13 protein-coding genes and 1 tRNA gene are annotated in these 14916 nt (G+C 49.5%); 4 read left to right on the forward strand and 10 right to left on the reverse strand.

What is annotated here, in order from left to right; translation table 11 throughout:
• Positions 1 to 64: 64 nt before the first annotated feature.
• The 3 genes from H6F93_RS22360 to purH form a co-directional block, all read right to left on the reverse strand.
• Complete coding sequence (locus H6F93_RS22360; protein ID WP_524537996.1) at positions 65 to 1228, reverse strand: type I glutamate--ammonia ligase; 1164 nt, start codon at positions 1226 to 1228, stop codon at positions 65 to 67.
• Between the two features lie 419 nt (positions 1229 to 1647).
• Positions 1648 to 3615 (reverse strand): HTTM domain-containing protein, encoded by a 1968-nt coding sequence (locus H6F93_RS22365; protein ID WP_190685540.1) that lies wholly within the window; start codon positions 3613 to 3615, stop codon positions 1648 to 1650.
• A 571-nt stretch (positions 3616 to 4186) separates the two neighbouring features.
• Complete coding sequence (gene purH / locus H6F93_RS22370; RefSeq protein ID WP_190685544.1) at positions 4187 to 5749, reverse strand: bifunctional phosphoribosylaminoimidazolecarboxamide formyltransferase/IMP cyclohydrolase; 1563 nt, start codon at positions 5747 to 5749, stop codon at positions 4187 to 4189.
• A gap of 105 nt (positions 5750 to 5854) precedes the next feature.
• Between purH and H6F93_RS22375 the strand changes: the two genes are divergently transcribed.
• Positions 5855 to 6511: an alpha/beta hydrolase gene (locus tag H6F93_RS22375; protein WP_190685547.1), complete on the forward strand. Its 657-nt coding sequence runs from the start codon at positions 5855 to 5857 to the stop codon at positions 6509 to 6511.
• Positions 6512 to 6592: 81 nt separating this feature from the next.
• The gene (gene isiD, locus H6F93_RS22380; RefSeq protein ID WP_190646634.1) at positions 6593 to 6805 is read left to right on the forward strand and encodes a protein IsiD; all 213 of its coding nucleotides are present in this window, start codon (positions 6593 to 6595) and stop codon (positions 6803 to 6805) included.
• Here the strand turns inward: isiD and moaC are convergent.
• Complete coding sequence (gene moaC / locus H6F93_RS22385; protein WP_190646635.1) at positions 6790 to 7326, reverse strand: cyclic pyranopterin monophosphate synthase MoaC; 537 nt, start codon at positions 7324 to 7326, stop codon at positions 6790 to 6792. The two genes, isiD and moaC, sit on opposite strands and share 16 nt — an antisense overlap.
• 36 nt (positions 7327 to 7362) lie before the next feature.
• On the opposite strand from moaC, the gene H6F93_RS22390 reads away from it, so the two are divergent.
• A tRNA-Arg gene (locus H6F93_RS22390) sits at positions 7363 to 7436 on the forward strand.
• Positions 7437 to 7515: 79 nt separating this feature from the next.
• Here the strand turns inward: H6F93_RS22390 and H6F93_RS22395 are convergent.
• The 4 genes from H6F93_RS22395 to H6F93_RS22410 all read right to left on the reverse strand — a co-directional run bounded on the left by H6F93_RS22395 (position 7516) and on the right by H6F93_RS22410 (position 11595).
• Positions 7516 to 8748: an MFS transporter gene (locus H6F93_RS22395; RefSeq protein ID WP_190685551.1), complete on the reverse strand. Its 1233-nt coding sequence runs from the start codon at positions 8746 to 8748 to the stop codon at positions 7516 to 7518.
• A gap of 81 nt (positions 8749 to 8829) precedes the next feature.
• Entirely contained in the window at positions 8830 to 8991 is a 162-nt protein-coding gene (locus H6F93_RS22400) for a hypothetical protein (RefSeq protein ID WP_190646637.1), read from the reverse strand.
• Between the two features lie 227 nt (positions 8992 to 9218).
• Positions 9219 to 9797 (reverse strand): hypothetical protein, encoded by a 579-nt coding sequence (locus tag H6F93_RS22405; RefSeq protein WP_190646638.1) that lies wholly within the window; start codon positions 9795 to 9797, stop codon positions 9219 to 9221.
• A 550-nt stretch (positions 9798 to 10347) separates the two neighbouring features.
• Entirely contained in the window at positions 10348 to 11595 is a 1248-nt protein-coding gene (locus H6F93_RS22410) for a DUF4336 domain-containing protein (RefSeq protein WP_524537997.1), read from the reverse strand.
• Positions 11596 to 11775: 180 nt separating this feature from the next.
• Here H6F93_RS22410 and H6F93_RS22415 point away from each other — a divergent pair, with 180 nt between their 5' ends.
• The gene (locus H6F93_RS22415; RefSeq protein ID WP_190685554.1) at positions 11776 to 12846 is read left to right on the forward strand and encodes an aromatic ring-hydroxylating dioxygenase subunit alpha; all 1071 of its coding nucleotides are present in this window, start codon (positions 11776 to 11778) and stop codon (positions 12844 to 12846) included.
• A 19-nt stretch (positions 12847 to 12865) separates the two neighbouring features.
• Here H6F93_RS22415 and H6F93_RS22420 read toward each other — a convergent pair whose 3' ends face one another.
• Positions 12866 to 13936: a type I phosphomannose isomerase catalytic subunit gene (locus H6F93_RS22420; protein WP_190685557.1), complete on the reverse strand. Its 1071-nt coding sequence runs from the start codon at positions 13934 to 13936 to the stop codon at positions 12866 to 12868.
• Positions 13937 to 14004: 68 nt separating this feature from the next.
• Complete coding sequence (locus H6F93_RS22425; RefSeq protein ID WP_190685560.1) at positions 14005 to 14895, reverse strand: NAD(P)-dependent oxidoreductase; 891 nt, start codon at positions 14893 to 14895, stop codon at positions 14005 to 14007.
• Between the last annotated feature and the right edge of the window lie 21 nt (positions 14896 to 14916).

Consider the following 14916-nt stretch of genomic DNA (forward strand, 5'->3'; position numbering starts at 1 on the left):
CTTTTCGGGACGTTATCGCAATCGTAGAAAACGGTTTGGCTTGCGCTTGAATCTGATTGCTGGCTTACTCAACTATGAATTGGCACATGCCTTTTGATTCATGCAGGAGGTCTATTGAATCAACGGCTCGATATTCAAACCGACCGGGAGCGGAAACGCGCAAGCCGCAGGTGCGATTCTGAAAACCCCAATCGGCGTAGACGGGTGCCCACAGTCCGGTATCCCAAAGGCGACGGTAGGAATTGACAGTTGAACAACCGATCGCCGTTAACGCTCCCAAATGCTCTATCACTCCACCGAGCGCATTCAGCCCAATTAGTCCTGGTTTAGTTTTAGAGCGTTCAGGGTCAGGTAAGAAAGTATTCTCACCGTCTTTGAGATAGCTGAACGTGCTTGCCATTCCCGGTAGCGATTCATAGCCAAAATCTTTTACCTGTGCTTCACCGCCATACCAGAGCGACAGGTTATGGTGACAGCCGTTTGCCGACACTCCCATGAAGGGTTTGGACATGAAGCAGGCAATCAGGTTAAATTCGCGTCCAACCTGAGCGCAGATTTGGCGATAGGTGGCGAGGCGATCGCACGTCTTCAGTGCATCATCAAAAGTGAAGTTTAGCTCTAGCTGTCCTGGTGCGTCTTCGTGGTCGCCCTGGATCATGTCCAGCCCCATTGCCTGACTGTATTCAATCACGCGCAAAAACACGGGGCGCAATTCCTCAAACTGGTCGATGTGATAACAGTTGGGTTTGGTTGCACCGCCATCGGGTAAACCATCTGCGCCTTTTTTCAACCACATCATTTCGGGCTCGCAGCCGTGGCGTAGGTGCAGTCCGTTGTGGTCTTGCTGAAACTGTTCGTGAATTCGACGGAGATTGCCTCGACAGTCAGAAGTGAGATAAGCTCCCGCGTCCACTGGCTCTTCCCGGTTGCGGAAGCAGGTGCAGAAGACTCTAGCAACGCGATGATCCCAGGGCAATTGGCAGAAAGTATCGGGATCGGGAATGGCGACTAGTTCTGAAGCTTCTGGTCCGTAACCGATGTAGTTGCGATGGCGATCGAGGTATAGGTTGGCGGTCGCACCGTAAACAAGCTGAATGCCGCGATCGGCGATCGCCTCCCAGTGGTCAGCGGGCACGCCCTTACCCACAATTCGCCCCGTAACTGAAATGAACTGGTAGTAGATGTATTTGATCCCCAGTTCGTCAATCTTGGCACGTACCTGCTTCACCAGTTCAGCCCGCCCTTCTTGGGCAACGTAAGCTTCTAGCTGGGTTCAGAGTATCGGTTTTGGTTAAGGTTCCAGTCACGGTTTATGCCTCCAGAGACGCTAGAGAGTCTGTTGGTAGTAAACCGAGCTTGTTATAACAGCTCTGTATTCAGAGATACGTTGTGATGACTTTTATGCAGGTGTAACAAGACGAGTGTAGAGTGGAATAAAAGGTGAAAGCCAGAACTTACAAGGGTTTTGTTGTACCGCTCCACTCTACGTTTAATTCGTTCGCCTTCTTGTAGTTGTCGCTATAAAAAGTTGAAGTATGAATTTTAGTAAGGGTGCCGCGTAAAGCGCGGCACCCTTACTAAAATTCATGCCTAGATGGAGCAACGCCAATTTCTTTTGAATCTTTTAAAGATGATGCGCGTGCTTCGTCAAACCTGAAGCTCAAACAGCAATTCGCGGGAGGCAGGATTTTCTTTCCACTTTTCGGGAGGACTCCATAGCGTTACTCTGTAAAATTGAACAGTCACGATTTCATTTGATTGGTCACTGTTACGAGTTGCCACCTGCCAAAGTGCTTTTAAGCGGTCTTCTTGCCCCATATCTTTGCCTACTACTAGTGATTCTTCGCTGTCTGTCAGAATGTGCCTGACCATACCCCGGTAGCTGTTGAACGGAATTTCTTGTTTCAAAGTTTGGTTCAGGTTGATTATCTCGCCTGATGCTCCTAAAGGAACAATTTCAAGCGTTTGTCGCTGAGCTCCGAGGATAACTTCAAATGTGGGATAGCAGGCGAAGGGCCAGGCTGATTTGATTCCAGCGATGCCAAAGGGGACATTGACGAAAATTAGAAATGTGCTGAGCATAACCAGTGTGCGCGATCGCCATGCCTGATTAGCTCTAAAGTCGTCAGGATTAGAGGTAGTCTGGCGCAGATCACAGGTTCTAGAGCCAGTCATAGTGCAATAAATGCGATCACAAACTGCAAGAACGGGAAGAATATACAGCAGTGGCAAAATTGGCCAGAAAATTGGCACTCGGAACGACAGCGCCCGATAAGCTGCAAACCCTTTCCAGGTGCTTTGACTAACGACAGTATGTACATCTGCAAGAATACCGCCAGAGTCAAGCCAGGTCAGATTGTGAGCTGCTAGCGCTGTCTTATCCAAAGCATTGACGTAAGTAATGCGATCGAACAAGTCAAATACTCTTATGGTGGCGATCGCGCGACGAAAGAGCTTGTCGTTGCCGTTGTACACCACGTACATATCCTTTGGATAAAGACGTAGACCAACCCACTTCAGAAGCCCATACCAATTTACAAAGCTGACATAGCACACTTGCAGCGTCCAGAAGCTAATCCGCATAATAAACTCGACAGCCGAGTGAAACGAGAAGCCGATGAGCGCAATCCAAGGACGAAAGCGGGGTAGAAAGACCAGGAAAATGAATGCAGCCTCAAATAGGATGGCACTGAGAGCCATTGGCATAAACAAAGCAGGATAGTTATCAACTCTGAAACCTGGTACCCAATGGTTTTCTAGCCATTTGCGATAAAGATGATATCTAAAGTTATCGGTAAATACCCAGTCCAACCCAGAGATCCAGAACTTTCGCACACCCGGAAAGAAGTAAACGCTGCCAATAACCAACCAGACAAACCGCAGCGGTAGAGCGTAGGCTTGAGAAGCAGCAGGTGGAGCTACAACTCCCTGGTCAGCTCGCTTCCAGGCAGCAAAGACTGCATCGCAAGAGAAATAATCACCGCAGCGACTAGCTGCCAAAATTGCCGCGATCCATATGAGATGGTGATAATGGCCCACATTGCCGTAAAGCTGAGGAATTCCTAGGGCATAAACTCCAACGATTACGGTTACCCATGCAGAAATGCTAGTAAATAGACCAATTAAGGCTGCAAAACTAGCAAGGAAAAGTAGGTAACACGCAAATCTTGCTAATGGTTCATTAATAGGAATAATGGGAGTTAGCCACTCTAGACCAAAGGGTGCAACTCTCAACTCAGTGGGTAAACGGCTTAGTCTAAGGGTTGTGCCCAAATCAATCCATTGGCACAGTGCTGCAAAGAAAAAGATGCGAAATACTGCCAGGTTGAGAGGATGGGTTACAGCATTAAAGAAGTTGCTGAAAATTTGTTGACTCCACTCACGGTTATGAGTGGCAAGCAGCAGCAGGTAAATAAACAGAAACACAAAACCAGTGCGTGAGAAAGCCAGTCTAAATTGGTGCCCAAAGTTATTGGCAATCGTAGTGGAGCCAAATTCTACTGGCAAAAAGAAGTAAGATACAAGTCCCGCTGCAAGACATAGCGCAGTTAATAATGCCGTAATCCATAAAACTCTTTCATTGAGAATTTTTGGAAGGTTTTGCTGTATTTGCATTGTTTTTGATCCCTCGTAGGTAGGGTCTGACAGAGTTAAAAGAAATTGAAAACGAATCCTGCTGTTGCTTTTACTCGATGAAAGCTTATACCGACTTGACTTGGAGCTTGCACAGAGCCTTCCCTTTGCAAATAGGGCTCAAGGCTCTGTGCTGTTTAGTTTCAGGAAGAATTAGTGTTACATTCCCTAATTGAGCAAAGGCATAGATCAAATAGGGTCATTTGAGCAGTTGTGCTCGTTCTTAGCAGCTCCGATTTGGAGCCTAGGAAGGATAGTTAGGTTGGGAAGTGTAAAAAGATGATTGAATGAAATGTATGGCAGTCTCAAACTTTTTATGAGATGAACAAATTGGGAGAGGTACACTCTGCCGAAGCATAGATCTCCCAAGGAATTTAGGATTTTTCAAAGTAAAATGCTAGCGGTAGCATAGCCTATCTAAAGTGTCGATTTGTATAATTAACATATTGATTTATGCCTGTTTTCATAAAGATTAGAACAAGGAAAAGGCTGAGGGTTAACCCTCAGCCTTTTCCTTGTTCTGACTTAAACACTCAGTGCTATAACTGCTTGCTTAGTGTAAGAAATGGCGTACTCCGGTGAAGATCATAACCAGTCCCAGTTCGTTTGCCGCCTGAATAGAATCCTGGTCGCGCAAGCTGCCTCCAGGTTGGGCGATCGCCTCTATCCCCGCTGAGGCTGCTAGCCGCACGGAGTCATCAAACGGGAAAAAGCCATCGCTGGCTAGAGTGGCTCCTTGGGTGCGATCGCCTGCTTGCTCCAGAGCGATTTTGACGGAACCGACGCGATTCATCTGTCCCGCTCCGACGCCGCGTGTGGTGCGATCGCTCGTGACGACGATAGCGTTGGACTTGACGTGTTTTGCCACTTTCCAGGCAAACATGAGTTCTTCTAGCTGCTCTGTGGTGGGTTGGCGTTCTGTGACGACGCGCCAGGTTGTTGGGTCGGTGAGGTAATCGTCGCTTGATTGAACGAGGAAACCACCTGCGATCGCCTTTACCGTTTCAGATGCGCCTCGATTTAGGTCAGGTAAAATCAGCACTCGCAGCTTTGACTTTTTCGTCAAAATTTCTTCAGCTTCGGGGTCGCAGCCTGGAGCGACAATGCATTCTAGAAAAGTTTGGGTCAGGGCGGTGGCGGTAGCTGCATCAATGGAGCGACTGAGCGCAACAATGCCACCAAATGCTGAGGTTGGATCGGCATTCAATGCTTTCTCGTAGGCTTCTGACAGACTATTCCCGACTGCTACACCGCAAGGGTTGGTGTGCTTTAGAATTGCTGCTGCTGCCGTCTCAGAAAATTCCGAAATAATCCGTCGAGCTGCTTCTAGATCAACCAGGTTGTTGTAACTCAGTTCCTTGCCCTGGAGCTTTTGAGCCGCTGCCCAACCAGAAGGAACTGTTCCGGTTTGATACCAGGCTGCGGGTTGATGTGGGTTTTCGCCATAGCGCAAAGTTTGCACCTGCTGTCCTGACAGGGTGAAACGTTGGGGCAATGTTTTTTGCTCCCCATCTGATTTGCTTTCGGTTGTCTGGCTGCTGAGGAATTGGGCGATCGCCTGGTCATAATTCGCCGTGTGCCAAAAAGCTTGTTGAGCGCAGGCTTGCCGAAATTCTAAAGAAGTTTCCCCGCCCTGTTGGCGCAATTCTTGCAGGTAACTGTCATATTGCGACGGATTGCACAAGACTGCCAGATGAGCAAAATTTTTGGCAGAGGCTCGCAGCATAGCTGGCCCACCGATGTCGATTTCTTCGATCGCCTCCGGCAGCGTTACTTCTGGTTTGGCGATCGTCTGCTCAAACGGGTAGAGGTTCACCACGACTAAATCAATCGGGCGAATTTGGTTTGCTTCCAGGTCTGCGAGATCTTGGGGCAGATCTCGCCTTGCTAAGATGCCGCCATGAATGCGAGGATGCAGCGTTTTTACCCGTCCGCCCAAAATTTCAGGCGATCCGGTGTAGTCAGAAACTTTGGTAACTGGAATGCCAGCCTGTTTCAACACCTGAGCCGTTCCGCCGCTGCTGAGCAGATCAAACTCAAATTCTTCTACTAGAACGCGGGCTAGTTCAACTAACCCGGTCTTATCCGATGTACTCAGCAATGCCAGACGCGCCATGATAGCCCTACCTCTAGGTAGTCAGTTTTTTGTGCATTTCCCAGGATAGGTGGAATTGCCGCTTCTGTGAAATATGATTACAAGAGCAAAATTACTTAACGCAGGATGTCTTTACAAGCGATCGCCCTTCCCTCTGCCATTAACCCGCCTCAAGGCTTGTTTGTTGCGCTGCACGGTTGGGGTGCAAGTGCTCAAGACGTGGCATCGCTGGCTCCAATGCTGCATTTGCCTGGCTACCAGATGCTTTTCCCCGATGCACCATTTCCCCATCCCTATGCGCCTCAGGGCAAGATGTGGTACAGCTTTCCGCAAAGCTACACGTTTCAGAGCAACGTCTTTGGCAATCAGCCTGACTTAGCCAAAAGTAGACAGCAGCTCACAGAATGGCTGAAATCCTTGCCTGAAATTACTGGAATTCCTCTTTCCCATACCATCTTGGCGGGGTTTTCTCAGGGAGGTGCGATGACGTTGGACGTGGGTACACAGTTACCATTAGCAGCCCTGATGATTTTGAGTGGCTATCTCCATGCTCCCCTTGCAACACAAACTTCACAATTCCCGCCTATCCTCATGGTGCATGGCAGGCAAGATCAGGTGGTGCCGCTGCGGGCCGCACAGCAAGCGCGAGGTAGCCTACTAGAACTAGGGGCAACTGTGCAGTATCACGAACTAGATATGGGGCACGAAATTCGACCAGTAGTCCTAGAGCTTATGCAAAACTTCATCCGCGAGAAGGTTATAAAGCTGGGCGAGAAAGCGTAGAACGACATAGGATATTAGAGAGAATTGCATCTGTGATCCTACCGGGGTTACTGGGCACGGATGTTTCTAAGGGGGACCGCCATGAAGACACTGCACTTTTCTGCACCTAACCTTGCAAAGTTCACTGAAACAGAAGTGGCTGAACTAGCCAAACGGCTAGAGCAAGACGAATACACAGACGCTTTTGAAGGGCTGAACGACTGGCACTTACTGCGGGCGATCGCTTTCCACCGTCCGGAGATGGTAGAACCCTACCTTTATCTGCTTGATTTGGAAGCCTACGACGAAGCCTGAGTATCACTTGCTGTTTCGCTGATGTAATCTCCCGATTTGCCGCCAGTCTTACTGAGCAGGTGGATTGCCTCAATTTGAATTGATTTTTCCAACGCTTTGGCCATGTCATAGAGCGTCAGTGCGGCAACTGAAACGGCTGTTAAAGCCTCCATTTCTACGCCCGTTTCTGATTTTGTTTTCACTTCTGCTTGAATCTGGTATCCAGGCAAATCCGCGTCTGGTGAAATCTGCACTTCCACCTTTTGTAGGGGAAGTGGGTGACAGAGTGGAATCAGTTGAGCGGTTTGCTTGGCTGCCATGATTCCTGCTAGCCTTGCCGTGCCCAAAACGTCTCCTTTCGGGGCATTTCCCGACTGGATAGCAGCAAACGTGGTTGGCAGCATTCGCACTCGGCCAGCGGCGATCGCCCGTCGCACAGTTGCCGTTTTTGTTGACACGTCTACCATTTGAGCCTGCCCCTGCTGATCGAGATGGGTCAGGGATGGCTGGGAAAAATCGGAGGGGAAAGAATTTCTTGTCATGGCGTTCAGTTATGATAGGATAGTAACTCGAAGCAAGGGCTTGTAGCTCAGTGGACTAGAGCACGTGGCTACGGACCACGGTGTCGGGGGTTCGAATCCCTCCTAGCCCGTCCAATATGTTTGATTCAGGGGATTGGTAACACCAATCCCCTATTTTTTTGCTTTGCACGGTTTGGCATTGCTAAACCGCTATTTAATCGCATAAACGTCCTCGCCGCGTCCGGTAGCAAATTGGAAGGAGTGTCCTAAGCTTTTGCTCGATAGGGTAAGAAAAACGATCAGACTGAGGAATGCTAGCCCTGCGGTCAAACCGAAGACGTTTTTGTAGCCCGTCTGAGTGGCGATCGCTCCCGCAATGGGTCCGGCGATCGCAATTCCCACATCAAAGCCAACCATACACAAACCAAAGACTTTGCCTCGCTCATTAGCGTGCGATCGGTCTGCCATCAGCGCTGAAATCATCGGGATTAGCGTTCCTGAGCCTGCACCCTGTATGGCTCCAGCTAGCAAAAACGAAGCGGCACTGTTTGCCTGCCACAGCAACATCATTGCTGTGGTGTAAAACACCAAGCTGAGTGTGATGAATGGACCTCGCCCGTAGCGGTCAGAAGCCCGACCCGCAACGATGCGAATGCCGAAACTGGCGATCGCCGCTGCAGTATAGAACAATCCAACGTTCAGGTTTACTCCAACTTCTTTGATAAATAGCGGCACAAAAGTACTGAGTGTGCCGAATGCTAGCCCGATCAACAGCAGCACGGTAGCTGGAATCCGAATGCGCGGACTGCCGAGCATCTGCCAAAACTGACCAGACGGTTGAGCTGACGATGGATCAAGTGGGTGAACTGACTCAGGTTCCTGAATCCGGGCGGTACAGATCCAGCCCAATCCGCCTAACGCCGCTGCTGCTAAAAACATTGGCTCATAGCCAACCCATTCCTGTAGAAATCCCCCCATTGCTGGACCTAACGCCAGCCCTAGCGGATTGACTAAGCTCATGTAGCCAATCAGTTCGCCCCGATGCTCGACGGGCGATAGGTCTACGACTAAGGCAGTGTAGGCTAGCGCAAAAGCAGAAATACTGATGCCGTGAAAGGCTCGAATTGCTATCAATAGCGGAATTGAGTCGGTAAGCAAATAGCCGAGGGGGGCGATCGCCACCGCTGCAATGCCAATTAGCAGAACTATTTTGCGTCCCCGGCGATCGGCTAGTGTCGCCAGACTAGGACGAGACGCTAACAGCCCGACTGCAAATGCACCCATGACAATGCCAATGTCTTGGCTGGTACCTCCTGCATCCTGAATGTAAAGCGGTAAAGTTGGCAAAAGTGCCGCTAAACCTGACCAAAATAAAAGCCCCGCTGCAAACAGCACTAGCAGATCATGCTGTAGCTTCGGGCTAAGAGTCTTCAACAGTTTCAAAATTTTTAGTCCGTTTAACGAAGCAATTCCTTTGTTATCTTCTTTTAATCATGAACAAAGTCAAACTACTTTGCAGCTCGCCTAATCGACTTTGCTGCTTTTGCACGGCGCATCGTTTGAGTAAGTTGCTAGTTCTCGATAGCCTGTCGTCTCATCGAGTTCACGTTTGAAGTTAATGCTTATCGTCGATTGCTGGTTGGGTAGCACACCTGACTTACAGCCATTTTCCGATGGGTAAGCCATAGCGTGGGGGTCGTTCGCGAACGCCCCCTACAGGGATTTGTGATTTATCCAGGTGGAAACGGCTGTAAGGGCATAGCATTCGAGCAGAACCTTTGGTCTATGACAAAATTTATTTGCCGAACGCTATGCCCCTACGGGGTACTGGAATAAAACTTGAGCGCGAAACCCGTGATTTCGCGCTCAATAGTGACGTTAGTGACGTTATAAATTTAGGTGGACTGCTCCCGTTACCAGAGGGCGCGAGGGGCAGGGGGTGGCGTGGCTGGCGTAGAGGTGACAGGCACAGGAGTAATTCTTTCTGGCTCTGACACGGGTAGTGGGGTCGTTTCTTGGCGGACGGTTTCTCGTTCTACGATTGTTTCAGTTTCACTACTCTCGCGGACGGTTTCTTGCTCAGTTTCGTCTACCGTTTCTGCCTGAGTAGTTTCGTCTGGTTCGTCAACACGGGCTTGCTGCACCGTATCGGGAGCGAGCGCCACATTCACAATGTCGTTGCCCGGTGTCGTTGTCACGAGGACTTCATCCCCAGGTCGGAGGCTGCTGAGAACCTGCGGATTGACATTAGGCAGCGTGCGGTAGGACCCGTTGGCTAGTCGGACTCGCACGTCTCCATCGTTAGAGACGCTAACGACCTCAGCCCGTACTTGGTTTAACCCATTGGCTGGATTGACTTGTACTTGACTGATGAGCTGTCCATCGGTCTGATCAGCGAGGGGAAGGGCGATCGCCTTCTCTGAAAGGCTTAGACCAGCGGCGATCGCCGTCAACATTGCGCCACCTAGCGCGACTCGCTTACGTAAACCCATGATCGAGAATTCTCCTAACGTGATTTGCGGTCAAAGTCAAAATTCGCTTAGTGCAGTCCAGAAACCGGGCAATTAACGCAGTTCACACAATCCACATGAATCACACAATTCACATGAACAATTCGCATGAAATTATTCGCAGCAAAATACTGCACGACTGTGCAAATTGCGCCACACAGTTAGACAGCTAGCTGTCTGTAAACGGTGTAGACCTATTTCTGCTTGCGTTAAAGCAATTGAGCTAGTTAAAGGCAGTGCAAACCCTGTAGGGAAGGGGTCGGAGCGTTAAATGCTAATAAAACATTGTTTTTCCAAAGCGCCCTGCTCTAGTCTAATTCCTTAAATATGGATGTCAAAGCTTGAAACTTCGGCAGAATCGCTCTTAATGACGATTTTTGGCATAAATTCGCAAAATTTTCCTTTATAACAAAATTAGGCTCTCTGCATAAAGCATTTTTTGAAGTGTGAATGGTAGCGCAGTGGAATCGCCATTCACATAGGAGAGCTATTGAGCAGGGTGAAGTAGGTATAAGACGAGTGTTCCCGTCTCTCAAACTTTCTCTTTAGCGGGTGGAGTAATGCCAGTTTTACTTAGGGCATTGTCGATTGTCCTGAGAAATTCAAGGTCTTCTTGTGGCAATGCAGCGCTGTGATTGAAGGGTAAATCTTCAGTGACAGGCTGTTTTTCCAGAAAAGCAAATGCTTGCCGAAACTGTTCGGGAGTGGCTTGAATGGGTGCGTCGAGGTGGCAGGGAATAATTCGCTGAAAATTCCAGCGAGCTATTTGGTTAGCCCAGTCCAGCGTTTCCTGGGGGGCGCGGTTGAGAATTAGCGTTTGCAGAATCGGCGCGACGAAGAGTCGTCCATTTCCCCGGAGGGCATCAAATGATCGCTTCCAGTCTGGCTTCCACTGAAACGGGAACCAGCCGAAGAGGGCTTTTCTGGAGCGATCGGGAGCTTTTAAGGCTTCTCGAAGCGATCGCCACGTCTCTGTGACTTCTAAGGCATTGGGCTGAAAGTAGAACGCAAACAGGGCTATTCGCTGCCATCCCTTATGACGGTTGGCTTCAGTGTCCTGGATCGGCTCGAACGGGCTGTCTTTAGCGTGAAACAGCAGCGGATAGGGGTCGAGTTGGACAACGGCGGGCGGGTCTTCGGGCACAGAGAGGACGGAATCGGTGACGAGTAGGGTGTGCGATCGCCGATGAAACAATGCCACCTCTTCAAATTTGCCTGGGCCAAGCTCAATCGGACCTAAAGTGGCATAGTCAAATTCCTCAGCGAAAGGTGCTTTGCTGCTGTCTTGGGGCAATTCCTGCGTCCGTTTTGCCGGAAACCCCAGCCAACTCAACGGTAGATTGAACGGAAAACTCCACTGATTTGGGGCAATGAAAACCTGCGCTGTGGGAAATTGTCTGGCAAACGGACCAACAAAGACTTTATGCTCTAGCCCTGAAATAGTTGGCAGGATGATGTACTTTACATCGCCGTGCACGGTAACCAATTCCTTAACCAGACGAATGCATTCTGGAGTCGGCGCGACCGGAGCATAGACCAATAGCCCGCCTTGCTCAAGCTTTACGACCGTCATCCGAATGGGCACCGTGACGTAGAAGATGCCTTGAATCTGATCAAACGTCCAGACCGTTTCAGGCACTACTTCCTGACGAATGGTTTGTCTCTTACCGTAGGGGTAAAGCGGCAAGGTAAACCAAAACCGCCAGCGAAAATCCTCAGCCTGGTTGCTCAAGATTGCCTCTTTCTGTGTGTCTTGCACGTTCATCGTGGCTCTATCCACGCCCTTCTCTCTGAACTTAACTCTAGTTTCTCATGGGCGCTGCTGGTTCTGAGTACGAAATTGAATAGAACATTGAATGGAACGCAGTGAGTGCAAGCCTTTTGTATGTAGAGTCACGAAATTCCCCGGAAACGCTGCTTATACTGGGTCAATCTTGATTCACATCCAGCGAGTGCAATTATGCTAGTTACCAAGCAGCCTGTATTTCAGCGATTTTGGTATCCGGTCATCCCAATGCAGCAGTTGGCAGATGGACCTAAACCGTTTGTGTTGTTGGGGCAACCGATTGTGCTGTGGCTAGATGCATCAGGAAAGCCTGCGGTAGTGCGCGATCGCTGCTGTCATCGCACTGCTAAGCTCTCTCTGGGTAAAGTGGTTGAAGGCAATATCTGCTGTCCCTATCACGGCTGGGAGTTTGACGGATCGGGAGCTTGCGTCCACATGCCCCAATCTAAAGACGGCGCAATTTCTTCTAGCTATAGAGTAGATGCTTATTGCTGTGCAGAACGTTATGGCTATGCCTGGGTGTGTTTAGGGAAACCCCTAGCTGATATTCCTGCGATCGCTGAGGCGGATGATCCAACCTATCGTCTAATCCATGAGTTTTACGAACCTTGGAAATGTGCAGGGCTGAGGGTAATGGAAAATGAGATGGATCTAGCTCATCCTACCTTTGTTCACACCACAACCTTTGGCAGTGAAGAGCATCCAACTCCAGACTTTATTGATGTGACGGAAACAGAATATGGACTCCATGCTCATAGTGTGTTGGGTGTGGTGAATCCTGAATTGCAACAGCAAAATCTAAAAATGAGTGACAGCATAACCTACCGCACACTAGATATGGATTGGTTTATGCCGTTTACTGTGTCGTTACGAATTGCTTATCCAAACGGGTTAGTTCATATGATCGTGAATACCATGACTCCAATTGATGATGGCACTTCTCAAATGGTGCAATTTTGCGTCCGAAACGACACCGAGTCCGAGACAAAAAGTAGTGACGTGATTGCATTTGATCGCGCCGTTACACTAGAAGATAAACTCATTTTGGAATCTACCGATTACGACGTGCCACTTACGCTCAACAAAGAGCAGCACATGTTTACGGATAAACCGGGAATTGTAATTCGTAAAAAGATCGCGGCTTTGCTCAAGGCTCATGGTGAAGTGGAGCAAACCAGAGAGACAACTGGAGTGTCACTTCAGCCTCTGAACAGGGTAGCTGATACACGAGTTAAGGTGTATTAAATTCCAATAGAGTAAAGTTTTACAAAAGACTCACTTCGCCTAAAGCTTGAATTTGTTGATCAGAGTATCCAGCAGCACGTAAGGGTTCAATGATATCTTGCTGGAGGTTGGGGACGTAGCAGGCGATCAGGCTAGCTTCAGAGGTGGTGGGAATGATGTGAGTGGAGGCGATCGCCGCTGGCAAAATGCATGATTCCCCTTTTTCTAGTTGCTCGGTGCCTCCCTCAAATTCAAGCTGCACTGCCTCCCCCACGTTAGAGAGCGTGACACAGCGATGGGGATGAGACGGTTCTACGTGTGGTTCAGTCAGCGTCCAGCGCTCTAGCGCAAAATAGGGTCCGGCACAGCAAACAACCCGCTGATTTTTGCCTTCGGATAAGCGAAGTCCAGAGTTTGGATGAGGATTATAGTGAGTTCGCAACTCATCTAGAGCCGCATTGATGTTAGCGTGCCATTCCTCCTCACTATGTTTCCTTCCATAGAGGTCAGTTGGCATCACCATTTGCCCCAAGTCAGAGGTTTGCTGCACCTCAAACACCAGTGCATCCGGTCCAAAGGAGTGGATGATTCCTCCTGGCACATAAATGGTGTCTCCTGCCTGAATCGGATAGCGACACATCACCGAATCGTAATCCTGCGCCACGAATGCATCAAATAGCTGACTGCGGCTAAACTCACCTTTGAGTCCTGCCAGAATGGTTGCCCCCGGTGCAGCCCAGAGAATGTGCCACGCTTCGGTCTTGCCGTTTAGCTCACCATGAATTCGAGTGGCTGTTTCATCATCAGCGTGGAGATGAACGGGCAACATGTGAGAAGCATCAATGAATTTTTCGAGTAGCGGAAAGTGAGGCCCGCGCCACCCTTTTCCAACTAACTCGTCAGGATGAGCAAGCGTTAATTCATGTAGAGTTTTGCCCTTCAATGAACCATTTGTCACCGTTCCCGTGGTGTCGCGGTAGTCGCTGATTTCCCAAGTTTCGGCAATGATTCCCTCTGGCAAATCACGCTTGCCGAGATGTTCAGGAATTAACCTTTCGCCAAAAACATAGTGCCGAATGTGAGCGGTGAGTTTGAGTGGATACCAGTTCATGGTGAGCAATGCCTCTATAAACCAAAAATTCTTGCGGGGCGGTTCGCGAACCGCCCCTACGCTATGGCTTAAGTCTTGCCAACTGTTACGCCTGCTTGAGCTTCTAGTGCTTTGACCAAGGCAGACGCATTTTCTTCGCCCCAGCCTTGATTGACTGCCGCTTTTAAGTTTTCTCGAATGGCTGCTGCTGCCGGAATCGGTGAGTTCAGGTCTTGAGCAAATTGGGCGATGAGATTGGCATCTTTGAGCATCCATTTGAGGGCAAAACTGGTGCTAAAGTCGCGCTTCATCAGTGCCGCTCCAACGCCGTCGAATAGGGGCGATCGGAAGTCTACCACTCGCAACACGTCTAGCACATCTTGTGGATTAAGACCTGCCTTCGTTGCCAAAATGAGAGATTCTGCTAATGCTTCAATTTGAGCTGCCACAATCAAGTTGCCCGTCAGCTTCATTGCTGCACCTTTGCCCGTTTCACCCATGTAGTGAAGGGATTCGCTCAGTGGCTCCAGGATAGGTTTAACTTGCTCGAAAACTTCACGTTTGCCGCCAACCACGATCCAGAGTCCACCTGCTGCGGACTCATTTTTGCTGCCAAATACAGGTGCATCCAGGAATTCAACCTGCTTCTCGGCGTAGGCAGCAGCTTCGCGGTGACTGGTTTTGGGGTGAACGGTACTCAGGTCGATCGCAATTTGTCCTGCACGAACACCTGACAATACGCCATTTTGCCCAAATATTAAACTTTCAACGGCTGCATCGTCGCCCAAACAGTACATCACCACATCTGCTTCTGCAACAGCCTGGGCTGGGGTTTCTGCTTGAGTTGCGCCTTGTTCAACCAGTGGTTTACAGCGATCGCCATGACGATTCCAAACCGTCAGTTTATAGCCTGACTTCAGCAAGTTTTGGGCCATGCCGCTGCCCATAATTCCTAGACCGAGATAAGCAATGTGTTGCATTTGAGGGATGGGGGTTAGAGG

The organism is Leptolyngbya sp. FACHB-671 (assembly GCF_014695745.1).
GTDB lineage: Bacteria > Cyanobacteriota > Cyanobacteriia > Elainellales > Elainellaceae > JAAUTN01.